A 21,906-nucleotide genomic window follows, 5' to 3' on the forward strand; every position below is an offset into this window, starting at 1 on the left:
TCACCGCCAGCGGCGGTGCAGCCAGAGCCATTGCTCGGGATATTCGCGCACCCAGCCCTCGATGACGGAGGTGACGGCCTGCATGGCGCCCACCACCTCGATCTTGCCCTCGGCGTCGCGGGGCAGGGGCACTTCCTCGGTGATCTCCACCCGGAACCGGGCGCCGGGCAGGCGGATCACGCGCATGCCATGCACCGGGCAGTCGAACTGCCGGGCGAGGCGGGCCAGCGTCGGGTTGGTGGCGCAGGGGCGGCCGAAGAACATCACCTCGGGGCCACCGGTCCAATACTGGTCCACCAGCATCCCGAGATGCTGCCCCTCGGCCAGCATGCGCGCCATCTGGCGCCCCGCGTCGCGGCCGGCGCGGATGAGGCCCGGCATGGTGCCCGAGCGCATCTCCTCGATGAGCTCGGCGGCGCGCTTGTTGTTGGGCGCGCGATACAGGACGCCGCCCGGCACATCGAACTTGGCGCCGGCGATGGCGCACAATTCCCAATTGCCGGTGTGGGCGGTGAAGAAGAGGGCGGGGCGGCCATCGTCCCGCAGACGCTGGAAGATCTCCGCGCCCTTCACCTCGATCCGGCCGGCGTCGGGATGCGCGGGGTCATAGTCCCACAGGCGATCCTGCTGGGCGAATTCGGCGGAAAGGCGCCCCATGTTGGCCCAGATGCCACGGACGAGGGCATTGATCTCCGCCTTGCTCTTTTCCGGGAAGGCGGCGGCAAGATTGCGCCGTGCCACCTTGCTGACTGCGAAGAAGGGTCCGAGCAGCTTCGCCCAGAAAGCCATGCCGCCGGCCGAGAGCCACAGTGGCCACAGGCGCAACCACCAGACGGAGAAACGCACATAGCCCGCCACCAGCACCTCGGCTGCGGGCGCGAGCGCGAGCTTCAGCCGGTGGATCGCCTTGCGGACGGGGAGGGGGAGCCGGGCCACGGGTCAAGGCCCAGTCATATGGGAGGCTTCGCAGGGCGGGTGCAGCTCCCTCTCCCCTTGCGGGAGAGGGCTGGGGTGAGGGGTATTTCCGCCCCCGGCCCTGAAGCTGGCCCTTGTCAGCGCTGCCCCCTCACCCCTCTCCCCTCTCCTGCGAGGGGAGAGGGGAGCGGAGGCGCCGGCTGCGATCATCATTTCAGCCCGCCTCAGAACTTCACCACGATCTTGCCGAAGACCTTGCGGCTTTCCAGCCGCTCCAGGCCCTCGTTGAAGTTCTCGAGCGGCACAACGGTGTCGATCACCGGCATGACGCCACGGCCCATCTTCTCGAGGCCGTCGGCCACGTTGCGGATGGTGGCGCCGAACGATCCGAAGATCTTGTACTGGCGCTGGAACAGCTGCATCAGGTTCATCTGCACCGAGACGCCCGAGGTGGAGCCGCAGGTGACGAGGCGCGCACCGGGCTTCATGGAGAGCAGCGAGGCGTTCCAGGTGTCGGCGCCCACATGCTCGAACACCACGTCCACGCCCACCTTCTTGGTGATCTTGCGGACCTCGTGCTCGAAGCGGTCCTTGCGGTAGTTGATGACGTGGTCGGCGCCCAGCGCCTTCGCCTTTTCCATCTTCTCGTCATCGCCCACGGTGGTGATGACGGTGGCGCCCACATCCTTGGCGAGGCGGATGGCGGCGGAGCCGATGCCCGAGCCGCCGGCATGGACGAGCACGGTCTCGCCCTTCTCCAGCTTCGCATTGTCGAACAGCATGTGCTCGACGGTAGAGAAGGTGATGCCGGCGCAGGCCGCTTCCTCGAAGGAGACGCCTTCGGGGGCGGGGATCACCAGCCGCTCGGGCATGTTCAGCACGTCGCGGGCGAAGCCGTCGATGTGGAAGCCGAGCACCCCGCCCACGTTCTGGCAGAGGTTATCCCGGCCCTTCAGGCAGTTGGCGCAGTGGCCGCAGGTCATGGCGCCATACATGGCGACCGTCTGGCCGACCTTGAGGCCCCGCACGTCGGCGCCCAGGGCCACGATCTCGCCGGCCGCCTCGGCGCCCACCACGAGGGGCATCTTGCGCTTGGCGAAGGCCATGCCGCGCCAGCCCCATACGTCGATATGGTTCAGCGCCAGCGCCTTCACTCGGATCTGCACCTCTCCGGCGCCCGGGGCTTCCGCCTCGGGGAGTTCGACGAGTTCGAGCTTGCGGTCGGAGACGAGCTGAAGGCCACGCATTGTTGTTCTCTGAATATGATGTCAGCGGTGGGCGGCGAGCGAGGCGGAGAGCCCGCCATCCACCGGGAGGACGGCGCCGGTCATATAGCCCGCGCCGGGGGAGAAGAGAAAGGCCACCACCTGCGCCACGTCGTCGGGCGTGGCGAAGCGGCCGGCGGGGATCTGCGCCTCCATCTTCGCCCGATAGTCCGCGAACTTCTCCAGCATGGCGGTATCGATGAAGCCGGGAGCGACATAGTTCACCGTCACGCCACGCCGGGCGGTCTCGATGGCGAGGCCGCGCACATGGGCGAGCAGAGCGGCCTTGGAGGCGGCATAGGCAGCATTGCCCTGGTTCGCCTGAAGCGCTGCCACCGAGCCGATGGCGACGATCCGCCCGGCGCGCGCCCGAGTCATGGGCCGCACCAAAGCGCGGGTGAGGCGGACGAAGGCGAAGTGGTTCACCTGCATCACCGCCTCGGCCTTGTCCTGGTCGATCATGGCGGCGAGCGTGTCGTAGGAGGCGCCGGCATTGTGGCAGAAGCCGAAATAGGTATCCCCCGCCTCCAGCTCCTCGGCGAAGGCCTCCACCGCCGCGCGATCGGCAAGGTCCAGGGGACGGGCGGAGACGACGGCCTCCGGCACGGTCGCGCGGATGTCGGCCATCAGCGCCTCCGCCTCGGCCACGGCCGAGCGGTAGGTGAAGACGACGGGATGGCCCGCCTGGGCGAGACGCCGCACGATGGCGGCGCCGAGCCCACGTCCGCCGCCGGTGACGAGGATGGGGGCGGTCATCGGCTGAGGCCAGTCCCGGTGCGCGATCCGCTCACGCCGGCTCCGCCGCGAGCACGAGGCAGACGTTCTGGCCGCCGAAGCCGAACGAGTTGGAGATCACCCGCCGCACCTGCGCATCGCGGGCTACGTTCGGCACCACGTCCAGCGGAATGGCCGGGTCGGGGATGTTGTAGTTGATGGTCGGCGGGATGCGGCCATTCTGGATCGTGAGCAGCGACACCGCCGCCTCGATGGCCCCGGCCGCCGTCAGGGTGTGGCCGATCATGGACTTGTTTGAGGAAATGGGCGTTGCCGCCAGCTTCTCCTCGCTGAACACGCCCTTGAGGCCCACATATTCCATGCGGTCGTTCTCGGGCGTCGAGGTGCCGTGGGCGTTGATGTAGTCCACGTCGTCCGGCGTCACGCCGGCATCAGCCAGCGCATTCTTCATGCAGCCGACGATGGGGCGGCCGTCCGGGCTGGAACGGGTGCGGTGGAAGTTGTCCGCCATCTCGCCGCAGCCTTCCAGCACGCCGAGGATCTTCGCGCCGCGCGCGACCGCATGGGCGTAGCTCTCCAGCACCAGGGCGGCGGCACCTTCGGCCATGACGAAGCCGTCGCGGTTCTTGGCGAAGGGGCGGGCGGCCTCCTCCGGCTTCTCGTTGGCGGTGGTCAGGGCGGAGAGCAGCGAGAAGCGGATCAGCGCCTCGGGGTGCACCGAGCCGTCCGTGCCCAGAGATAGCGCCACCTCGGTCTCGCCGCGGCGGATGGCCTCGACGCCGAGCTGGATGGCGGTGGCGCCGGAGGCGCAGGCAGTGGACAGGGAAATGGGCTGGCCCTGGGTGCCGAACTTGTCGGCCAGGCGATCGGCCACGGAGCCAAACAGGAAGCGCTCGTGCCACGGCCGGAACTTGCCGGTGGCCGCCGCGCCCAGGAGGTCGTGATAGACGATCGGGTAGTGGCCCACCGCTTCGGCGATCTGCTGGCGCTCCGGCCATTCCAGCTCCACCGGAGGCACGGCGGCGAACAGCGGGCCGGGAAACTCGCCGGGCGTGCCGATGCCGGATTCGGCGATGGCTTCCTCGGCAGCGAGAGTCGCGAGCTTCTCGGAGAGGTTGGGGGCCGCCACGCGGCCGTCGAACAGGAAGTCCACCGTGCCCGCGATGGTGGTGCGCATGCCCTCAATGGGGAAGCGGGTGATGGTGTGGATGCCGGATTCACCCGCGGTGAGGCGCCGCCAGTTGTCTTCCTTGCCCTGACCGAGGGAGGTGACGACGCCGATACCCGTCACCACCACGATGGGGCGGCCGAACTTGTCGAGATGCGCCTGCGTCATGATCGCGGCTCCTGTCGTTGAAGCGCGCCCGCCCCGGCGCCGCTCGAAGGGCGCGCCGGGACCCGCGCAGTGGGAGGGCCCGGCACTCGCGCCGGAAAATACGCTGAAGCCGGCGCAAAGGACAATCGTCCGTCCCTCCCTCGCGGGAGAGGGAGAAAGGCCCTCAGGCCTTCTCGACGAGACCCGCGCCTTCGCCCCGCCAGTGGCCCACCTGGGTCACGATCACCCGGGAGACGCCATCCGCCGGCTTTTCCAGCGGGTCGCCGGGGAGCGGCGGGAACAAGGTGCCTTTGGACACTGCCAGCGCCGCAAGGGCGAGGGCGGCAATGAACTGGGCCTCGAAGCCGTGGCCGATGCGATTGGCGACGGCGCGCACGGGCAGGCCGCTCGCGGTCAGCGCCTCGGCCTCGGCCTCGGTCGCCTCGCGGGCACCGGTGACGCCGGAGATGACGGCAGTGCCCGGCGCTGTGCCGGCCCTGTCGAGGAGCACCTTCACCTTCGCGGTGATGGCGCCGGTGACGGCGCGCTTGGCCCGCTCGGACCACACGCCGGACAGCTTGGCGATGGGCGTCGCGCCCCGTGCCTTGGCATGCTCCGGCGATTCCAGCACCAGGAAGGCGCCCATGGAGCCGGAGCCGATGCCGGGGGCGGTGAAGGCCGGGCTGAAGTCGCCCTTCATGCAGAAGCCGTCGAGGTCGTTGAGGAGCAGAGTGTCCTCACGCTCGGCATTGTAGGCGCCGCCCACGAGCCCGATCTCGCTCTGGCCCGCCGCGATGCGCGCGTAAGCGACGCGGGCCGCGTCCACGCCGGCGCTCTCCTCGCCCATGAAGGTGCGGGACGAGCCGGTCACGCCGTGGACAATGGATATGTTGCCGGCGAGCAGGTTGGAGAGCTGCGCCAGCGAGAGGGTCGGCCGCAGGTCCGACAGGAGACGTTCGTTCAGCAGGCGCCCAGTGTCGTTGGAGCTTGCCAGATCGTTGAGGATGGAGGCGTCCACCTCGAAATCGCGCTCGCCGCCGCCGGCCGCGACCACCATGTCGGTGTTCGACAGGATTTCAGCGTTCTTGGCGATGCCGGCCGCGTCCAGCGCAAGGCCGGCAGCATAGGTGCCGATGCGCTGCCAGGGCTCCATCTGCCGCTGGTCACCCTTCTTGGGGATCTGGCTGTCGAAGCTCACCTTCACCAGCGGATGAACCACGTAAGGCGCGAAGGTGGCGGTGTCCGTGACCGGACCCGAGCCTGCGGTGAGCGCCTGCCAGTGGGCATCGAGCCCCTCCCCGAGGGAGGAGACGAGGCCGATGCCGGTGATCCAGACGTCGCGCTGGGTCCGGCTCCGGCCGTCAGTCACGTCAGGCATCGGCAAATTCCGAAAGGGGGAAGGAGACGTACTCGGCCACCTTCATCACCACGGCCTTCATCTTGCCTTCCGGCCAGGGGAGCACGCGGAAGGTGAGTTCGGCGCTGCAGATGGGCTTGCCCTCAAGGGTGGCGTTCGTCTTGGCGACGACGAAGCCGGAACCCTCGTGCAGGATTTCCGAGTAGAGATCGAGATTCTGCCCCGGCAGCACGAAGGTGCGCAGCTTCGCTTCCTTCACGGTGGCGAGGAAGGGCATCCGGTCGAAACGGTTGCGGGCGAGCACCAGCCAGCCGGTGGTCTGGGCCATGGCCTCGATCAGCAGCACGCCGGGCATGATGGGGTAACCGGGAAAATGCCCCTCGAAGATGGAGCTTTCCTCGGGCACCAGGCCCTGGCAGTGGATCTTCTGGAGCGACGGGTCGATGGCGACGACCCGGTCGATCATCTTGAAGACTTCAGGACGCATCTATCGGCCTCAGGCCGCCTTCGCAGCGACCAACTCGTCGATGCGGGCGCAGAGGTTCTTGAGCACGAAATACTGCTCGGTCGTGGCCTTGCCGTCGTTCACTTCCTGCGTCCACTGCTCCAGCGGCAGCTTGATGCCGAAGGCCTTGTCGATGGCGAACGCGATGTCGAGGAAGTCGAGGCTGTCGATGCCCAGATCGTCGATGGCGTGGCTGTCCGGCGTGATGGTGTCGCGCGGAATGTCGCAGGTTTCCGCGATGATGTTGGCCACCGTGTCGAACGTCGAAGACATGGACTGACGCCTCTCGTATGCTCGGCCCTTGCGGTCGCGGCCCGCCCGCGTGGCGCGCAGGCATGGTGCAGGGCACCGACCGGGGCCGAGGGATGGCCGCATGGCCCCTTCGGAATGAGTTGTCGGCCCCTATAGCGAAGGCTGCAAGAGGTTTCAATGGCCGACGCCGAACGGTCCGCGCGAGAGGTCTCCCGCGGCGGCACCGTGCGCTGACGCTGCTTCGCACGCCAGCCGCCCGGAGGCAAGGGGGAAGCCGGCGGGCGGCCACGCGCAGCCGCGCTCAAGGCGTCCCGCAGCGCCGCGAAGGGTTGTGATTTCGAATGCCCGTCGAGCCGGAACGAATCGGCGCACGAATCCGCCGCTTTGCGTCAGATCGGGCCCGAGAAGGTATTGCACTGCTGCATGGAGCCCGTCTTCAGGCCGCGGGTGAACCAGTTCACCCGTTGCTGCGACGTGCCATGGGTGAAGCTGTCGGGCACCGCATAGCCCTGTGAGCGCTTCTGCAGCGCGTCGTCGCCGATGGCGCTGGCGGCATTGAGCGCCTGCTCCACGTCGCCGGGCTCCAGAATGCGGTAGCGAGCATTGGCGTGGTAGGCCCATACGCCGGCGAGGCAATCGGCCATCAGCTCCACGCGGACGGAGAGATTGTTGGCCTCGGCGCGGGACGAGGCGCGGGCCTGGGCCTGCTGCACCTTCGGCAGGATGCCGATGAGGTTTTCCACATGGTGGCCGACCTCGTGGGCGATGACATAGGCCTGCGCGAAATCACCCCCCGCCTTGAAGCGGTTCTTCATCTCCTGGAAGAAGGTGAGGTCGAGATACACCTTCTGGTCGAGCGGACAGTAGAACGGCCCCATGGCCGATTGCGCGCCGCCGCAGGCCGAGCGGGTGGAGCCGGAGAACAGCACCAGCTTGGGATCCTGATAGGTCTTGCCATCGGCGCGGAACAGCTCGGTCCACACGTCCTCGGTCTGGGCGAGGACCGCCGCCGCGAAGCGCCCGAGCTGGTCGGTGGGCGGGGCGGTCGGGCGGCCGCGCTGCGGGGCGGGCGCGCTTTGCTGGGGCGATCCGCCGCCATTGATGGCCTCCAGCCCGCCGATGAGAACCGCCGGATTGATGCCCAGCGCCCAGCCGATCAGCCCCACGACGATGATGGTTCCGATGCCGAGGCCGCCACGGCCCCCGGGCATCTGGAAGCCGCCGCCGCCACTGCCGCGCCGGTCTTCCACATTGTCGCTGGAGCGGAAATCCTCCCACCGCATGCTCTTCTCCCGCGGACGCCAACGCCGGCAGCTTGAACCGTGACCTTGAACATGGGCTGACACGGCACGAGGAGCAATCCCCGGCCGCGGCCGCGGTTCCATGCTATCAACGACGTCAGTGGCCGAATCGCTCGGCCTGCCCGTCGCCGGGGCCTCACCGGGCGAGCACCGGACCGATGCCACCGCGCCGAGAGCCGAACTCCAGCCAGACTGTTGCGCAGACCGCCGCGCGCCCGCGTGGCCGGCCGCGCAAGGTGGCGGCGCCAGTCGCGACCCTGTGGACAGGTCTCGATTTCGCGCGCGAGCGCGGCCTTTACGCTCAGGGACATACCCCTGTCGCGGGTGCCGACGAAGTGGGACGGGGGCCGCTGGCCGGTCCCGTGGTCGCCGCCGCCGTGGTGCTCGACCCGGCGCGGGTGCCGCAGGGGCTGGACGATTCGAAGCGGCTGACACGGGCCAAGCGCGAGGCCCTGTATCTGGAAATCTGCGCCACCGCCGAGGTGGCGGTGGCCATGGCGCCGCCGGAGCGCATCGACCGCGACAATATCCGGCAGGCGACCCTGTGGGCGCTGGCGCAGGCGGTGCGGGGGCTGCCGTGCCGTCCTGCCTTCCTGCTGGTGGATGGCAACGATCCACCCAAGGTGCCCTGTGCGGTCGAGGCGATCATCGGCGGGGACGGGCTGATTGCCTCCATCGCCGCCGCTTCCATCGTCGCCAAGGTGGTGCGGGACCGGCTGATGGCCGGTGTGGGCGCGGCCTTCCCCGCCTACGGCTTCGAGCGGCACATGGGCTACGCGACGGCCGAGCACAGTACGGCGCTCGTCACCCACGGCCCCTGCCTGCATCACCGCCGGTCCTTCGCGCCGGTGCGCGAGCAGCAGCTCGGCCTGTTCCGTGGAGCCAACGTGCCCGAGGCGGCGGAATAGGTTACGCCGCGCCGCTACGCGCCCTCAGTGGTAGCCTTCGCCTTCCCGCACCTTGCCGCGGAAGATCCAGTAGACGAAGACGATGTAGCCCAGCACCACGGGCAGTAGGAAGATGACGCCGAACAGCATCAGGATCTGACTGGGCGGGGCTGCCGCCGTCTGCCACACGGTGAGGCTCGGCGGCACGAGGTAGGGAAAGGTCGAGATGGCGAGGCCCGCGAAGCCGAGCACGAACAGACCGATGGTGCCGAAGAACGGCAGCATCTCCCGCCCCGTGCGCAGCCAGTGCCACACGAAATAGGCCAGCGCAGCGGTGACGATGGGCACCGGCGCGAGGAAGAAGATGTTGGGCCGCGAGAACCAGCGCGTGGCGATGCGATCGAACGCCAGCGGCGTCCACAGGCTCACCAGCCCCATCAGCACGATGACGCCGAGGAGCAGCGGGATGGCGTGGCTGCGCGCCCGGTCGGCGATGGTGCCTTCGGTCTTCACCAGCAGCCAGGTGGCCCCAAGCAGGGCATAGCCCACCACGACGCCGACGCCGCACAGGAGCGCGAAGGGCGTCGCCCAGTCGAGGGGACCGCCGGCGAAGGCGCCGTCCTTCACCGTGATGCCCTGGAGGAGCCCGCCGAGAATGATGCCCTGGAAGAAGGCCGCCACGAGCGAGCCGGCGGAGAAGGCGAAGTTCCACAGCCGCCGACTGGAGGCCGCCACCCAGCGGAATTCAAACGCGACGCCCCGGAACACCAGGGCCAGAAGCATGATGATGACCGGCAGATAAAGCGCCGGCATCACCACCGCATAGGCCTTGGGGAAGGCCACCCACAGGCCGCCGCCGCCGAGGATGAGCCAGGTCTCGTTGCCGTCCCAGAAGGGGGCGACGGTGTTCATCATGACATCGCGTTCCCTCTCCTCCTTGGCGAAGGGGAACAGGATGCCGATGCCGAGGTCGAAGCCGTCGAGCACCACGTACATGATGACCGCGACGCCGATGATGAAGCCCCAGATGACGGGGAGATACCATTCCATGGCCTAGTCCTCCTGCGCGTCCGTGGGTCAGGTTCCGGGGGTCATCTGGCCTTCGCCATGGGCGGCGGCGAGGGGGCGTGTGGGGCGTTCGCGGGCGGGCGGCTGGATGAGGGTCTGGTCGGGACCGCGCACGATGAGCCGGTTCATGAAGTGGATGCCGGTGGCGAAGATCACCGCGTAGATGATGACGAATAGCGTCAGCGACAGCCCGACCGTCCAGCCCGCGAGGGGCGACATGGCATCCTCTGTGCGTAGCAACCCTTCCACCACCCAGGGCTGGCGGCCCTGCTCGGTGACGATCCAGCCGGCCAGGATGGCGATGAAGCCCAGCGGCCAGCACCACGAGGTGACGACGAGGTACCAGCGGGTGGTGGTCTCGCGCCCCTTGAAAATCAGCCAGGCACCGATCCACCCCAGCAGGATCATGATGACGCCCACGCCCACCATGGCGCGGAAGCCGAAGAAGGGGCCGAACACCGGCGGGCGATCCTGCGGCGGGAAATCCTTGAGGCCGGGGAAGAGGCCGTCGAGGCTGTGGGTGATCATCAGCGAGGCACCGTTCGGGATCGAGATCTCGAACAGGTTCTTCTCGGCCTTCTCGTCCGGCCAGGCGAACAGAACGAGGGGCGCGGGCTTGGTGCTGTCCCAGTGCGCCTCGACGGCGGCGATCTTGGCCGGCTGGTAGTGCGCGGTATTGAGGCCGTGGCTGTCGCCGACGAAGGCCTGGATGGGACCGACGATGGCGAGCATGCCGATGCCCATGACCATCATCACGCGTGATTCTTCCTTGAAATTGCCGGCCAGCAGGTAGCGCGCGCCCACGGAGAGCACCACCAGCGAGGTGGTCAGGTAGGCGGCGAGCAGCATGTGCGGCAGGCGCCAGTGGAAGCTCGGGTTGAAGATGATCTCAAGCCAGTCGAGCGGATAGCCGACGCCGTCGCGGATTTCGTAGCCGGCCGGCGTCTGCATCCAGCTGTTGGCGGCGAGGATCCAGAAGGCAGACATGAAGGTGCCGAACGCCACGACGCAGCACGACAGGACATGCAGCCACGGCGGCACCCGGTTCCAGCCGAACAGCATGATGCCGAGGAAGGTGGCCTCCAGGAAGAAGGCGGTCAGCACCTCGAAGCCGATGAGCGGCGCAATTACCGAGCCGACGAACTCGGCATAGCGGCTCCAATTGGTGCCGAACTGGTAGGACAGCACGATGCCGGACACGACGCCCATGGCGAAGGAGACGGCGAAGATCTTGGTCCAGAACCGCGCGAGGCGATGGAACACGTCCTTCCCGGTCTTCAGCCAGATCAGCTCCAGCGTCGCGATGAAGGCGGACAGGCCGATGGTGAAGGCCGGAAAGATGACGTGGAACGAGACCGTGAAGGCAAACTGCATGCGTGCGAGGGTGACTGGATCGAAATCCATGGCGTCCGCTCCTGGCAGTCCCGTCAGGGCTGCGCATCATCCGGCCGCGGATGGGTGCGATGCAACCTGCAGGACGCAGCTGGACCATAGACGGGGCGACCGGCGGCGTCGATACGCAGGCGCGTGAAACGCCCCTCCAGCCCGATGCCCGAATGCCGCACCACGTGGCAAAAGCCGCTAGGAACGTGGCCTTAGAACGCAGAGGACTGCGGCAATGAGCGCCATCACGGCGACGAGAACAATCCCCCACTCCACGGCCCCGACCAGCGCCGGGCCGGAGACGTCCTTCATCCGGTCCGTCATCCCGCCGGCCTGCTTCAGCCCAAGTGACAGGGTGGAGGTCGCCCCCGCGACACCGAGACTGGTGCCCAACACCCGCATCAGGTTCAGGAGGGAGCCGGCCTGCGTCGCCAGCTCCGGGGGCGCGGCCTTGAGGGTGGCGTGGTTGTTGGGGGCGATGAACAGGCCGAGCCCGGCGCCAAACAGCATGAAGGCGGCGAAACTCATCAGCTGGCTCGCCGCGGGGGCGCCGACGCCGAGGCCGAGCACCATGAGGCCGAGGAGGCACACGCCCATCCCCCCGGCCCCCAGCACCCGGATGCCGATGCGATCGGCGAGGCCGCCGCTGAGGGGCGCCACCAGCCCGAGGATGACCGGGATGACGGCGAGGTGCAGGCCCGCTTCCCACGCGCGTTCGCCGTAGCCGTGCTCCAGCAGGAACGACATGAGGAAGAACATGGCGTAGAGCATGGCATAGCCGAGCACCACCGCCGTCGCGCCGAGCGCGAAGCCGGGATTGGCGAACAGCTTGAGGTCCACGAGCGGAAGCGCCGCACGCCGCTCCTGCCGCACCAGCAGCCACAGCAGCCCCGTCGCCAGCACCGCGCTGCCGAGGGTCTGCGGCGATGTCAGGCCCCAGCCGGCGGCGTGGTTCAGCGCACGCACTAGGATGACCAGCGCCGGCGCGAGCAGCAGCGCGCCCAGCCAGTCGAACCGGGCCTCGGGCCGGGCACCGGAGGTGCGCGGCAGGGCGACCCAGCCGGCTATCGCGGCGAGGAGGCCGAACGGCACGGTAAGCCAGAATATCCACGGCCATCCCAGCGCGCCGAGCACGATGCCGCCCACGGCCGGCCCCGCGCTCATGCCGATGGCCTGCGCCGCGGCGAAGACGCCGAGCGCTCGCCCACGCTTCTCCTCCGGCACGGCGGTGACGAGGATGGCGATGCTGTTGGCCCCCAGCAGCGCGCCGCCGATGCCCTGCACCACGCGCGCCGCCACCAGCGAGGGCAGGTCGGGCGCCAGCGCGCACAGGGCGCTCGACACCACGAAGACGATATAGCCGACGAGATAGAGCGTCTTGCGCCCGTACATCTGGCACACGCGCCCGAAGATCGGCAGGAAGGACGCGAAGGCCACGAGATAGCCGAGCGACACCCAGCTCACCGCATGGAGCCCGGCGTCGAACGTGCTCGCCAGCGTCGGCAAAGCGAGCTGGACGATGGTGGCGTCGAGCTGGCCGACGAAGGCGCCGATGGAGACGAGGCCGACGACAATCCAGGAATGCCACGGCAGCCGTTCCAATGCCGCGACGGGGGCGGGTTCCTGCATGAGGCGGGCGAGCCTCTGAACAAGACGGCTGGGCGTGGGCGCGGCGCTGCCTGGAAGTCCCTGGTCCATCGATCCATCGTCGCTGTGTCCGGCAGAGTTCTAGTCGATGCCCGCAGCGCTTGTCATGGGGCACGGCCCGTGGCGCTTTGCTGGAGATCGATGGAGCGATCTTCTATCAACGCTCCTCTCGCCGCGGCCGCGGCGCAGTTGAACCGGGGACGGCACATGGCGCGAAGGCTCGATCTGACGGGACAGGTGGCGGTGGTGACGGGCGGAGCGAGCGGCATCGGCCTTGCCGCCGCGACCGCCATGGCCGAGGCCGGCGCGCGCGTCATCCTCGCCGACCGTGACGGGGACGCGGCCGGACGCGCAGCAGCCGGCCTCTCCGGCGCCGAGGCGCTGGCCCTTGACGTGACCGACGAGGCCGCGGTCGCAGCCGCGTTCGGTCAGGTGGTCGCAACGCACGGCGGTCTCGACATCCTCGTCAACAATGCCGGACTGTCCATCCGCAAGGGTCTGACGGAGCTTGAGCTTGCCGACTGGGAGAAGGTGTTCGCCGTCAACGTCACCGGCGGCTTCCTCTGCGCGCGGGCGGCTGTCCCCTCCATGACGGCGCGGGGCGGCGGCGCCATCGTGAACGTCACGTCCATCATGGGGCTGAGCGGCGGCGGGCCCTATCCCAACCCGGCGTATCAGGCGAGCAAGGGGGCGGTGGTGAATTTCACCCGCGGTCTGGCCGTGGAGCTTGCCCCGGTGAAGATCCGCGTGAACGCGGTGGCGCCCACCTGGGTGCGTACACCCTTCATCGATCCCCTGATGCGCGATCCGGACAAGCTCGCCGCCATCGAGAAGCTGATGCCGCTCGGCCGCATCGCCGAGCCGGAGGAGGTGGCGGACGCCATCCTCTTCCTCGCGAGCCCCATGGCGGCCATGGTGACCGGCCACGTCCTGGCCGTGGACGGCGGGTTTCTGGCGCAGTGATCCGTGGCGTCAGGCACGTTCTGGAAGCTTTTGCGATCAGGTCTCGGCAGTCAGCAATTAATTGCTTCTAAAGCCGGGCCGGGGCGCATTCGATGGCGCCATCCGTGCACTGCACCAGAGAGACCGGCCATGCAGCATTTCAAGCTCTCCAGCGTTATTGCCGCGGCCCTCCTCCTAGGTCCATTTTCGAGCGCCGGAGCGGCAGAGCTCGTGAAGGCGCGCCTCGCGCAGAACCTGGCGCCCATCTCGGCGCTGACCATCGTCGCCAAGGCTCAGGGCCTGTTCGAAAAGGAAGGCCTTGATGTCACGGTCAGCAATTTCACCAGCGGCAAGCAGGCCCTCGACACGGTGATCGGCGGCGGAGCCGATATCGCCACCACCGCGGAAGCCCCGGTTACGGCTGCTGCCATGGCGGGACAGCCCATCGCTTTCGTTGCGGGCATGGAATATTCGGACGTCAAGACTCTGACCGCGAAGAAAGCGGGCATCAAGACCATCGCCGATCTCAAGGGCAAGAAGATCGCCTACACCGCCGGCACCGGCAGCGAGGTCTACACCACCGAGCTGCTGAAGAAGGCCGGGCTCACCGCCAAGGATGTCACCCTGGTCAATCTCAAGCCCCAGGAAATGCTGCCCGCGATGGCGGCCGGCAGCATCGATGCTTACGATACCTGGGAGCCCCACATCTCCAACGGCAAGAAGGCGCTCGGCGACGAGGCTGTTCTGCTCGACACCAAGGGCGTCTATTCCGAGACCTTCAACATCGTGGTGATGCAGGATTACCTGAAGGCCAATCCGCAGGTGGTCTCGAAATTCCTCGCCGCGCTCATCACCGCCGAAGCGTGGGTGAAGGCGCATCCCGAGGAGGCGATCGAGGTGGTCTCCAAGGCCGTCGGCATGAAGCCCGAGGATCTGAAGCCGATCTGGAGCGACTATGTCTATCAGGTCGGCATCGGCGCCAAGCAGATCGATGCCCTGAAGGCTCATGCCCAGTGGCGCCTCGACACGAAGAACCACCCGCCCGGCGTGACCGGCATGCCGGATTTCGCGGTGGTGCTCTTTCCCGAGCCTCTGCGCACGCTGGACGCCGCCCGCGTCAATTACAAGCTCAACTGAAGCGCCGGCGTCATGGCGGATATCTCTCCCCCGGCGGCACTCTCCCGACCAGTGGGCGTTGTGCTTCCGGCCGCGGGGGCGAGCCGGCGGCGCAAGGCCCGGCTGAGCCAGCGGATCAACATGGCGGTGGGGGTGGTGTCCATCCCGCTGTTCCTGATGGTGTGGCAACTGATCGCGCAGGCGCGGATCGTCAATCCCATCCTGTTTCCCGCGCCCACCGAAGTCGCGCGCGCCGCAATGGAATGGGTGACGAGCGGCCTGTTCATCGAGGACGTGGTGGCGAGCCTGAAGCGTGTGGCGACCGGCTACCTCGTCGGTTCCGTCGTCGGGGTCGGATGCGGTCTGCTGACTGGGCGCTCCGCTTTCTTCTCCGGGCTGCTCGGCCCGCTGTTTCAGGTGCTGCGGCCGATCCCGCCCATCGCCTTCGTCTCCATCGTCATCCTGTGGTTCGGGTTGTCGGAGAGCGGCAAGGTCTTCCTGATCGTCTGGGGTGTGTTCTTCACCGTGTGGCTTTCCACTCACCTCGGCGTTCAGAAGGTGGACCAGGGACTGGTGCGCGCCGCCCAGATGCTCGGCACGCCCCGCCGACGGCTTGTCGGCGAGGTGGTGCTTCTGAGCGCGCTCCCCTTCATCGTCGTCGGGCTCCGCACGGCGGTCGGGATTTCCTTCTACACGCTGGTGGCGGCAGAACTGGCGGGCGCCTTCGCGGGCATCTTCTATCGTATCCAGCTGGCCCAGCAGAACATGCAGACCGGGCTCGTCTTTGCCGGCCTCGCGGCGCTGGGCCTCATCTCCTTCATCGCCGATCGCTGCTTTGCGACGCTGGCGCAGCGCCTGGTGTGGTGGCGATGAGCATTATCTCCATGATCCGAAAGCCGACGCCCGTGCCGATGCGGCAGATGGGCGAGGTCGAGATCGACGTCCGCGACGTCACCATCGCCTTCGAGCGGGACGGCGGCGAACTGGTGCCGGCTGTCGACCGCGTATCCTTTCAGGTGCGCCGGGGCGAGTTCATTTGTCTGCTGGGGCCATCCGGTTGCGGCAAGTCCACCCTGCTGAACGCGGTCGCGGGCTTCGAGACGCCCTATGAGGGGGACGTGGTGGTCGGCGGGAAAACCGTCACCGGCCCCGGCCCGGATCGGGGCGTCGTGTTCCAGCAGCCCCGTCTGTTTCCCTGGAAGTCGGTCCGCGCGAACGTGGCGCATGGCCCGCGCATGGCCGGAAAATCCCGCGCCGAGGCCCGCGCGATCGCCGACGAACTGATCGAGATGGTCGGCCTCTCGCGGTCTGCCGACGCGCTGCCGCATACCCTCTCGGGCGGCATGCAGCAGCGCGTCGCCATCGCCCGCGCGCTCGCCAACCGGCCGAACATCCTGCTGATGGACGAACCGTTCGGCGCGCTCGACGCCCAGACCCGGACGGTGATGCAGGAGAGCTTGCTGCGTCTGTGGGCGCAGCTGGACACCACCATCCTCTTCGTCACGCACGATATCGACGAGGCCGTTCTGCTGGCCGACCGCGTGCTCGTCATGTCGGCGGGACCGGGGCGCATCGTCCGCGATCTCGCGGTTCAGCTCCCGCGCCCGCGCACGATCGAGACGACGCTTGGCGCGCCGTTCCAGGCACTTCGCCGCGAGTGTCTCGATCTCATCCGACAGCAGAGCCAGAAGGCCTTCGAAGGGACCCACGATGCTTGATAAGGTTGCTCCCGCCGCGCACCCCGCAGGCACCGGCTTCACCACCGCCCGGGCCGCGCTCGCCGCCGGGGCCGATCCGGTGGCGCTGGCGCTGGACGCAGCCGATCGCGCACAGGCGGCGGCGGAAGACGGCATCTTCACCGCTCTGGTTCCCCGCGCGGACGTGGAACGCGCTGCGGCAGCGGTTACAGCGCGCGCCAAGGCCGGCGAGCACCTTCCCCTGCTCGGCCTCACGTTTTCGGTGAAGGACAATCTGCACGTCGCGGGCATGGCGACGACGCTCAATTGCCCGGCCGTCGCCATGGCGCCGCAGGAAAGCGCGCTCGCCATCACGCGCCTCGAGGCGGCGGGCGCCGTGCTCATCGGCAAGAACACGCTGGATCAGTTTGCGACGGGCCTGAACGGCACGCGCAGCCCGGAGCCTTTGTGCCGCAACGCGCTCGACCCCGCCTTCATCCCCGGCGGCTCCAGCTCCGGCTCCGGCGTCGCCGTGGCGGCTGGTATCGTCTCCTTCTCGCTGGGAAGCGACACGGGCGGATCGGGACGGGTTCCGGCCGCCTGCAATGGCATCGTGGGGCTGCGGCCATCCCTCGGGCTCGTGAGTACGCGCGGCGCCGTCTACAACAGCCGCCTGCTCGACTGCATCCCCATCTTTGCGACCCATGTGGATGACGCGAGCGAGATCCTGGGCCTGATCGCCGGCTATGACGCGCTCGATCCCTGGAGCCGCCGCGATGCGGATGCCATCGGAACCGCGCCGGCACCGGCGCCGTCATCCCGCCTCGCCATTCCGCGCCAGGATCAGATGCGCTTCTTCGGCGATGCTGATGCCGAGGCCGCCTTCGCCACCAATCTCGATCGTCTGCGCGGGCTCGGCTTCACGCTGGAGGAGATCGATTTCGCGCCGTTCGAGGAGGCGGGAAGGCTGGTGTTCCAGTCCGCGCTGGTGGCCGAGCGCCTCGTCGAGTACGACGAGATCATCTCCACCCATCGCGACGCCGTCCACCCGGCAGCGCTCGCCGCCATCGAGCCGGGGCGCGGCTATTCCGCCAAACAGGCGTTCGAGACGCTGTACCGGATGCGAGAACTACAGCGCGCGGCCGAAGGCGCGCTCGCCGACTTCGCCGCCTTCGTGGTGCCCACCGTGCCAACCATCTACACCATCGAGGAGATGCTGGCGGACCCCATGGCCCGGAATTCGGTGATGGGCACCTACACCTATTTCGTGGCTCCCATGGACCTATGCGCCATCGCTGCGCCGGGCGCTCCCGCCCGCGCGGGCCTGCCCTCGTCGCTCAGCTTCATCGGGCTCGCCGGGCAGGATGGCGTGGTGGCCGGTCTCGCGCGGCAGTTCCAGCGGCAGGCGTGACCCTGCCGCTTCCGCATCGAAGGATTACGCCGCCGGTACGGCGGCGTTCTGCTGGTGGGCGAAGGCCCTCAGCGTTTCAGACCGGATATGGGCGAAGCATTCCCGCTTGATGGCGACGAACGCCTCCGAGAACTGCACTTCGGGCGCGCGCGGGCGGGGAATGTCCACGCGGATGTCGGCGACGATGCGTCCCGGATTGGCGCTCATCACAACCACGCGGTCGCCGAGGAAGATGGCTTCCTCGATGTCGTGGGTGATGAACAAAACCGTGGTGCGGAACTCCGCCCAGATGTTCAGGAGCGCTTCCTGCATCATCGCCCGCGTCTGCGCGTCGAGGGCGCCGAACGGCTCGTCCATGAGCAGCACGCGCGGGTAGTTGGCGAGCGCGCGGGCGATGCCCACGCGCTGCTGCATGCCGCCCGACAGCTCTGACGGATAGTGCTTCTCGAACGCCGCAAGACCGACGAGCGAGAGGAAGGTCCGCGCCGTCTGCTCCGCCGTCGAGGTGCTCCCGGTGGACATGAGCGGGCCGAAGGCCACGTTGTCCAGCACGCTCTTCCAGGGAAACAAAGTCGCCTGCTGGAACACCATGCCCCGGTCCGCGCCGGGGCCGCGGATGGTTTCGCCATCCACTTCCAGAAGCCCGCGCGCGGCGGGCACGAAGCCCGCCACCGCATTGAGCACCGTGGACTTGCCGCAGCCGGACGGGCCGAGCACGCAGACGAACTCACCCGGCTCCACGTCGAGGTCGAAGCGCTCGACCACGGTGCGCCGCGCTGCGCCCTCGCCGTAGGCGATGGAGAGGTCCTTCAGCTGCAACCGGCCTCGCCCCGGTGCAGGGGCGAGGTGCGTGGGCTGGGGAGGGGGCGGGGCCATCGCGGTGGCCACCCGAATGCCGCTCATTTGCCGAGCGCCTTCGCGAGGTAGGACGGATCGATGAAGGCCGCGTAGCCGGCCCGGTCCAGGACGGTGGGAAGCCGTCCCTGGTCCTTCAGGAAGGTGGCTGTCGCGAGGGCCGTATCGGCGAACTGGCCGATCTGGCCGGGCGTGCCGAGATAGTCCTTCGTCAACTGCTCGGGGCAGGGCACGATGGTGGTACCCTGCATCATGCGCGCGGCGTCATCGGGCGGCAGGGACAGTTCCTTGGCGATGATGTCCACCGTCTCCTTCGGATGCTTCAGCCAGTAGTCGATTCCCTCGCATTCCGCTTTCACATAGGCGACCACCTGCGCGGGATACTTGGCGGCGAAGTCGTTCATCACGACACCCACGTCCCAGGTGGGATAGCCGCGCTTCGCCATCTCGCCGCTGGTAAGGAAGATTTCGCCGCCGTTCTTCACGATCTTGTCGAGGTTGGGCTCCCAGATCCAGGCCGCGTCGATGTCCTTGCGCAGCCAGGCGGCGACGGCATCGGAGGGCGAAAGGTCGATGAGCTTCACGTCGGTGGGGTTCACCCCCGCCTCCTTGAGCGCGGCGATGAACAGATAATGGGTGGTGGAGCCGAAGGGGGCGGCCGCCGTCTTGCCGGCGAGGTCCTTCAGGGACTTGATGTTCTTGTCCGAGCGCACGGCGAGGGATTCCACCGGGCCGAGCATGTTGAGCACGAAGATGCCCTTGTAGGGCAAAGCGCGGGTGGCGCCGAGGGTGAAGGGCGGGTTGCCGACGCCCCCGAAATCCACCTGGTTCGCCGCGACCGCGCGGTTCATGTCGCCGCCCGAGCCGAACTTGACCCACTTGATCGGCACGCCGGACTTCTCGTGCAGGCCCAGCGCCTTGGTGACGAGCTGGGCATTGACGAGGTTAAGATAGCCGATGGTGATCCCCTCCGGCTTCTGCTGCGCCCGTGCGCCGGCAGAAAGGCCGAGGGAGAAGGCGGCGGCGAGTAGAAGGGAAGCCGTGCGTCGAAGCGTGTTCATCTCAGTCTCCAGTCGGCGAAAGGGGGTCAGCGGAAGCGCCAGGGGGTGAGGGCGCGCTCGGTGAGGCGGATGAGGAAATCCAGCGCCATGCCGGTGAAGGCGAGGACGAACAGGCCCATGATCACGATGTCGCCGAGCAGGAACTTGCTCGCGTCCCAGATCATCCAGCCGAGGCCGGCGGTCGCGGCGACGATCTCGGCAGCCACCAGCACCGTGTAGGTGAAGCCGAGCGAGATGCGCATGCCGGTGCAGATGCCGGGCAGGCAGGCGGGCAGGAAGACGTGCCGGAACAGCTGGCGCGAATTGGCGCCGAGGCTTTTGGCCGCCTTCACGTAGCGCGGATCGACACTCGCCGCCGCCTGCATGGAACTGATGGTCAGCGGTGGCAGAGCGGCGAGGAAAAGGATGGCGATTTTGGACGCATCGCCGATGCCGAGCCACATGACGATCAGGGTGTAGAGCGCCAGCGGCGGCAGGGGCCGGTAGAATTCGATCACCGGATCGAACACCGCCTTCACGTCGCGGCTGAGGCCCATGACGATCCCGAGCGGGATGCCCACGAGGCACGCGAGGCTGTAGCCCGCCAGCACCCGGTACAGGCTGGCGATGAGGTGCTCGTGCAGGAGGCTGCCCTGGTAGCCCACGGTGGCGGTGCGCACGAAGGCGTCCCACACCGTCCTGGGCGAAGGGAGGAACAGCGGGTTCACCCACGCATAATGGGCCGCGAGCCACCACAGCGCGAAGAGCGTGGCGGCGGTCAGCGCCGTGAGGAGCCGCGTGCGGGGCAGGGCGGCCCGCAGCCGGGCCGGCAGCAGCCTTGGCCGGACCGGGCTTGAAGCGTGCTCGGGAGCGGTCTCCACGGCGCTCATTCCTCCACTCCCAGCAGATCCATGACGGTGAGCGCGAGGATGCGCGTTGCCGCCACCGCCTTGCCGATGTGGATGCTCTCGTTCACCGGCGCCCAGCCGTCTTCACCTGGGCCGAAGGTGATGGCCTTGAAGCCGCGCTCGGAGAAGCGGATGGTGTCGTTGAAGGCGTTCTTGCGATAGAGCTTCGGCTCGCCCGAAAGCACCTCGCCATAGGCCTTCCGCAGAGTGCGCACGGGTTCGGCGTCCGCCTCCTGCTCGCCCGTGCCATCCACGAAAAGGGCACCGGGGAAGGGACGGGCCTCGGCCTTCAGGGTCGGGTCGGCAGCGAGCGCGCCCGTGATCACGGCATTGATGTCCGCCATCACGCTCTCGCGCGTCATACCGGGCAGGATGCCCACCACGCCCAGCACCGCCTTGCAGCTGTCGGGCGTGAACTGCATTTCGCGCGGCACGCCCCCGGCGATGCGGAGCACCGTGACCATAGGCGGCGTGCCACCCGCGTGCGGGGCAGGGGTATGGGCGAAGCTCATCTGTTCGAGCTGCGGCAGCAGCTCCATCATCTTGGTGATGGCATTGATGCCGGTATCGGGGCGCCAGAGATGGGTCTTGATGCCGGAGGTCTCCACCTCCACGAGGAAGTTGCCGCAATTGGCGATGGCGATGCCCATGCCCCAGCCGCCATCGGGCGCGGTCCAGGCCGTGGGCTCGCAGACGATGGTGTAGTCGGCTTCAAGCCCGCATTCGTCGAGCAGGAAGATGGAGCCGTCCGGCCCGTTCTTCTCCTCGTCTGCCGTATAGACGCACTTCAGCGTGCCCTTGAGGCGCACGCCAGCCGCCCGGATTGCCTCCACCGCGAGCAGTGTGCAGGCGAGATTGCCCCGGGTGTCCGACGTGCCGCGCGCATAGAGCAGATCGCCGTGGCGCGTCGGCCGGAAGGGATGGCCGCCGGTCATGGTCCAGGCCGCCCAATCGCCGGCAGGGTAGGTGTCGAGGTGATCGTTGAGGATGAGGGACGGTCCCTCCCCACCCCCCGCAAGCGCGCCGATGACATTAAGCCGGTGGGGCGTGCGGGCCTTCAGGTCCACCGTGAAACCGAGCGCGGCCAGCTTGTCGGCAAGTAGAAGTGCGATGCCCTCTTCCTTCCCGCCTGGCAAGTCCGGGTCCAGCGGATTCTCCGCCTCCGGCTGGCCGGCCGGGATCAATTCGCAAGCGAGATCGAGCCACGCCTGTTCGGTGATGAACGACAAAACCGCGTCGCGGTGGGAGGCTACGGCGGGCTGGGCGGATCGTGCGACGGTCATGGCATCCTCGGAATATGAATTGACCTCAGCAAGGGGGATGCCACT

The 21,906-nt window shown here is 68.1% G+C and carries 21 protein-coding genes; 6 read left to right on the forward strand and 15 right to left on the reverse strand.

Annotated elements, in window-relative coordinates:
- From J2126_RS19805 to ypfJ, 8 genes are all read right to left on the reverse strand, one after another.
- Positions 1–936 (reverse strand): lipid A biosynthesis lauroyl acyltransferase, encoded by a 936-nt coding sequence (locus J2126_RS19805; protein ID WP_209488564.1) that lies wholly within the window; start codon positions 934–936, stop codon positions 1–3.
- A 203-nt stretch (positions 937–1,139) separates the two neighbouring features.
- Positions 1,140–2,162, reverse strand: a complete 1,023-nt coding sequence (locus tag J2126_RS19810; RefSeq protein WP_168458869.1) for a zinc-binding dehydrogenase — start codon at positions 2,160–2,162, stop codon at positions 1,140–1,142.
- 21 nt (positions 2,163–2,183) lie between these two features.
- Positions 2,184–2,936 carry an SDR family NAD(P)-dependent oxidoreductase gene (locus J2126_RS19815; RefSeq protein WP_209488565.1) on the reverse strand — a complete coding sequence of 251 codons (753 nt, stop codon included), beginning with the start codon at positions 2,934–2,936 and terminating at the stop codon, positions 2,184–2,186.
- Positions 2,937–2,967: 31 nt separating this feature from the next.
- A complete protein-coding gene (locus tag J2126_RS19820; protein ID WP_209488566.1) occupies positions 2,968–4,251 on the reverse strand; it encodes a beta-ketoacyl-ACP synthase in 1,284 nt (427 codons plus the stop codon).
- 163 nt (positions 4,252–4,414) lie between these two features.
- Complete coding sequence (locus J2126_RS19825; protein WP_209488567.1) at positions 4,415–5,608, reverse strand: beta-ketoacyl-ACP synthase; 1,194 nt, start codon at positions 5,606–5,608, stop codon at positions 4,415–4,417.
- Positions 5,601–6,074 carry a 3-hydroxyacyl-ACP dehydratase FabZ family protein gene (locus J2126_RS19830; RefSeq protein ID WP_209488568.1) on the reverse strand — a complete coding sequence of 158 codons (474 nt, stop codon included), beginning with the start codon at positions 6,072–6,074 and terminating at the stop codon, positions 5,601–5,603. The genes J2126_RS19825 and J2126_RS19830 overlap by 8 nt, the downstream gene beginning before the upstream one ends.
- A gap of 9 nt (positions 6,075–6,083) precedes the next feature.
- Positions 6,084–6,365, reverse strand: coding sequence for an acyl carrier protein (locus J2126_RS19835; protein ID WP_012113283.1), 282 nt, complete (start codon positions 6,363–6,365; stop codon positions 6,084–6,086).
- Positions 6,366–6,733: 368 nt separating this feature from the next.
- Positions 6,734–7,627 (reverse strand): KPN_02809 family neutral zinc metallopeptidase, encoded by an 894-nt coding sequence (gene ypfJ, locus J2126_RS19840; RefSeq protein WP_209488569.1) that lies wholly within the window; start codon positions 7,625–7,627, stop codon positions 6,734–6,736.
- Positions 7,628–7,803: 176 nt separating this feature from the next.
- Here ypfJ and J2126_RS19845 point away from each other — a divergent pair, with 176 nt between their 5' ends.
- Positions 7,804–8,553, forward strand: coding sequence for a ribonuclease HII (locus J2126_RS19845; RefSeq protein WP_209488570.1), 750 nt, complete (start codon positions 7,804–7,806; stop codon positions 8,551–8,553).
- Positions 8,554–8,577: 24 nt separating this feature from the next.
- On the opposite strand, the gene cydB is transcribed toward J2126_RS19845, so the two are convergent.
- From cydB to J2126_RS19860, 3 genes are all read right to left on the reverse strand, one after another.
- Positions 8,578–9,582: a cytochrome d ubiquinol oxidase subunit II gene (gene cydB, locus J2126_RS19850; RefSeq protein ID WP_209488571.1), complete on the reverse strand. Its 1,005-nt coding sequence runs from the start codon at positions 9,580–9,582 to the stop codon at positions 8,578–8,580.
- A 27-nt stretch (positions 9,583–9,609) separates the two neighbouring features.
- The gene (locus tag J2126_RS19855) at positions 9,610–11,004 is read right to left on the reverse strand and encodes a cytochrome ubiquinol oxidase subunit I (protein ID WP_209488572.1); all 1,395 of its coding nucleotides are present in this window, start codon (positions 11,002–11,004) and stop codon (positions 9,610–9,612) included.
- Between the two features lie 177 nt (positions 11,005–11,181).
- The gene (locus J2126_RS19860; protein ID WP_209488573.1) at positions 11,182–12,612 is read right to left on the reverse strand and encodes an MFS transporter; all 1,431 of its coding nucleotides are present in this window, start codon (positions 12,610–12,612) and stop codon (positions 11,182–11,184) included.
- 225 nt (positions 12,613–12,837) lie between these two features.
- On the opposite strand from J2126_RS19860, the gene J2126_RS19865 reads away from it, so the two are divergent.
- From J2126_RS19865 to J2126_RS19885, 5 genes are all read left to right on the forward strand, one after another.
- On the forward strand, positions 12,838–13,593 hold the full coding sequence (locus J2126_RS19865; RefSeq protein WP_209488574.1) for an SDR family NAD(P)-dependent oxidoreductase: 756 nt from the start codon (positions 12,838–12,840) through the stop codon (positions 13,591–13,593).
- A 129-nt stretch (positions 13,594–13,722) separates the two neighbouring features.
- Entirely contained in the window at positions 13,723–14,709 is a 987-nt protein-coding gene (locus tag J2126_RS19870) for an ABC transporter substrate-binding protein (protein WP_209488575.1), read from the forward strand.
- Positions 14,710–14,721: 12 nt separating this feature from the next.
- Complete coding sequence (locus J2126_RS19875) at positions 14,722–15,561, forward strand: ABC transporter permease (RefSeq protein ID WP_209488576.1); 840 nt, start codon at positions 14,722–14,724, stop codon at positions 15,559–15,561.
- 47 nt (positions 15,562–15,608) lie between these two features.
- Positions 15,609–16,406: an ABC transporter ATP-binding protein gene (locus J2126_RS19880; RefSeq protein ID WP_245327496.1), complete on the forward strand. Its 798-nt coding sequence runs from the start codon at positions 15,609–15,611 to the stop codon at positions 16,404–16,406.
- A complete protein-coding gene (locus J2126_RS19885) occupies positions 16,399–17,775 on the forward strand; it encodes an amidase family protein (RefSeq protein ID WP_209488578.1) in 1,377 nt (458 codons plus the stop codon). Before J2126_RS19880 ends, J2126_RS19885 begins: the two co-directional genes overlap by 8 nt.
- Positions 17,776–17,799: 24 nt before the next feature.
- Here J2126_RS19885 and J2126_RS19890 read toward each other — a convergent pair whose 3' ends face one another.
- From J2126_RS19890 to J2126_RS19905, 4 genes are read right to left on the reverse strand one after another with little or no spacing between them, the layout of a single operon-like run.
- Positions 17,800–18,678, reverse strand: a complete 879-nt coding sequence (locus J2126_RS19890) for an ABC transporter ATP-binding protein (RefSeq protein ID WP_245327497.1) — start codon at positions 18,676–18,678, stop codon at positions 17,800–17,802.
- Complete coding sequence (locus J2126_RS19895) at positions 18,675–19,691, reverse strand: taurine ABC transporter substrate-binding protein (protein ID WP_209488579.1); 1,017 nt, start codon at positions 19,689–19,691, stop codon at positions 18,675–18,677. The genes J2126_RS19890 and J2126_RS19895 overlap by 4 nt, the downstream gene beginning before the upstream one ends.
- A gap of 26 nt (positions 19,692–19,717) precedes the next feature.
- Positions 19,718–20,560 carry an ABC transporter permease gene (locus J2126_RS19900; RefSeq protein ID WP_209488580.1) on the reverse strand — a complete coding sequence of 281 codons (843 nt, stop codon included), beginning with the start codon at positions 20,558–20,560 and terminating at the stop codon, positions 19,718–19,720.
- A complete protein-coding gene (locus J2126_RS19905; RefSeq protein ID WP_209488581.1) occupies positions 20,557–21,861 on the reverse strand; it encodes a M20 family metallopeptidase in 1,305 nt (434 codons plus the stop codon). The genes J2126_RS19900 and J2126_RS19905 overlap by 4 nt, the downstream gene beginning before the upstream one ends.
- Positions 21,862–21,906: the final 45 nt, after the last annotated feature.

Source organism: Xanthobacter flavus, assembly GCF_017875275.1.
GTDB lineage: Bacteria > Pseudomonadota > Alphaproteobacteria > Rhizobiales > Xanthobacteraceae > Xanthobacter > Xanthobacter flavus_A.

Excerpts from the sequence above, each read along its gene's own strand:
- J2126_RS19810 (WP_168458869.1), bottom strand. The coding sequence starts at position 2,162 with ATGCGTGGCCTTCAGCTCGTCTCCGACCGCAAGCTCGAACTCGTCGAA.
- J2126_RS19815 (WP_209488565.1), bottom strand. The coding sequence starts at position 2,936 with ATGACCGCCCCCATCCTCGTCACCGGCGGCGGACGTGGGCTCGGCGCC.
- J2126_RS19820 (WP_209488566.1), bottom strand. The coding sequence starts at position 4,251 with ATGACGCAGGCGCATCTCGACAAGTTCGGCCGCCCCATCGTGGTGGTG.
- J2126_RS19825 (WP_209488567.1), bottom strand. The coding sequence starts at position 5,608 with ATGCCTGACGTGACTGACGGCCGGAGCCGGACCCAGCGCGACGTCTGG.
- J2126_RS19830 (WP_209488568.1), bottom strand. The coding sequence starts at position 6,074 with ATGCGTCCTGAAGTCTTCAAGATGATCGACCGGGTCGTCGCCATCGAC.
- J2126_RS19835 (WP_012113283.1), bottom strand. The coding sequence starts at position 6,365 with ATGTCTTCGACGTTCGACACGGTGGCCAACATCATCGCGGAAACCTGC.
- ypfJ (WP_209488569.1), bottom strand. The coding sequence starts at position 7,627 with ATGCGGTGGGAGGATTTCCGCTCCAGCGACAATGTGGAAGACCGGCGC.
- J2126_RS19845 (WP_209488570.1), top strand. The coding sequence starts at position 7,804 with ATGCCACCGCGCCGAGAGCCGAACTCCAGCCAGACTGTTGCGCAGACC.
- cydB (WP_209488571.1), bottom strand. The coding sequence starts at position 9,582 with ATGGAATGGTATCTCCCCGTCATCTGGGGCTTCATCATCGGCGTCGCG.
- J2126_RS19855 (WP_209488572.1), bottom strand. The coding sequence starts at position 11,004 with ATGGATTTCGATCCAGTCACCCTCGCACGCATGCAGTTTGCCTTCACG.
- J2126_RS19860 (WP_209488573.1), bottom strand. The coding sequence starts at position 12,612 with ATGCAGGAACCCGCCCCCGTCGCGGCATTGGAACGGCTGCCGTGGCAT.
- J2126_RS19865 (WP_209488574.1), top strand. The coding sequence starts at position 12,838 with ATGGCGCGAAGGCTCGATCTGACGGGACAGGTGGCGGTGGTGACGGGC.
- J2126_RS19870 (WP_209488575.1), top strand. The coding sequence starts at position 13,723 with ATGCAGCATTTCAAGCTCTCCAGCGTTATTGCCGCGGCCCTCCTCCTA.
- J2126_RS19875 (WP_209488576.1), top strand. The coding sequence starts at position 14,722 with ATGGCGGATATCTCTCCCCCGGCGGCACTCTCCCGACCAGTGGGCGTT.
- J2126_RS19880 (WP_245327496.1), top strand. The coding sequence starts at position 15,609 with ATGGGCGAGGTCGAGATCGACGTCCGCGACGTCACCATCGCCTTCGAG.
- J2126_RS19885 (WP_209488578.1), top strand. The coding sequence starts at position 16,399 with ATGCTTGATAAGGTTGCTCCCGCCGCGCACCCCGCAGGCACCGGCTTC.
- J2126_RS19890 (WP_245327497.1), bottom strand. The coding sequence starts at position 18,678 with ATGAGCGGCATTCGGGTGGCCACCGCGATGGCCCCGCCCCCTCCCCAG.
- J2126_RS19895 (WP_209488579.1), bottom strand. The coding sequence starts at position 19,691 with ATGAACACGCTTCGACGCACGGCTTCCCTTCTACTCGCCGCCGCCTTC.
- J2126_RS19900 (WP_209488580.1), bottom strand. The coding sequence starts at position 20,560 with ATGAGCGCCGTGGAGACCGCTCCCGAGCACGCTTCAAGCCCGGTCCGG.
- J2126_RS19905 (WP_209488581.1), bottom strand. The coding sequence starts at position 21,861 with ATGACCGTCGCACGATCCGCCCAGCCCGCCGTAGCCTCCCACCGCGAC.